The organism is Vogesella mureinivorans (assembly GCF_007644035.1).
Classification (GTDB): Bacteria; Pseudomonadota; Gammaproteobacteria; order Burkholderiales; family Chromobacteriaceae; genus Vogesella; species Vogesella mureinivorans.
This window is the reverse complement of record NZ_VMTV02000179.1, coordinates 1-275: the sequence shown is the minus strand read 5'-3', so window position 1 is coordinate 275 and position 275 is coordinate 1. Positions and strand designations below refer to the sequence as shown.

General features: G+C 34.2%; 1 other RNA gene. It reads right to left on the bottom strand.

Going from position 1 to position 275, the window contains the following annotated elements:
- Positions 1 to 189: 189 nt before the first annotated feature.
- An RNA gene (gene ffs / locus FLQ44_RS07675) (signal recognition particle sRNA small type) lies at positions 190 to 275 on the bottom strand; the annotation flags it as partial.

Below are 275 nucleotides of genomic sequence, written 5' to 3'. Positions count from 1 at the left end.
TCTCAAATTCGTTTCTTACAATATCGTGGCTTTGAAATAGACGCGATTATGAAAGCGATTTCTAGAAAAGAAAATGAGGATGGATAATAAATATCTAAAATGAGTTAAAGATAAAGTACCTAGCGATTGTGTAATAGACAAAAAATTTATATTTTGAATAATTATTAGATTTAGAAAATCTGGTGGCAACCCTACTAGCAAAATTTCGGCACATCATAGTTCTGATACCGTTGCTACCTTCCGGTCCTGGCGGGGTTTTCAGAGTACAATTGCGA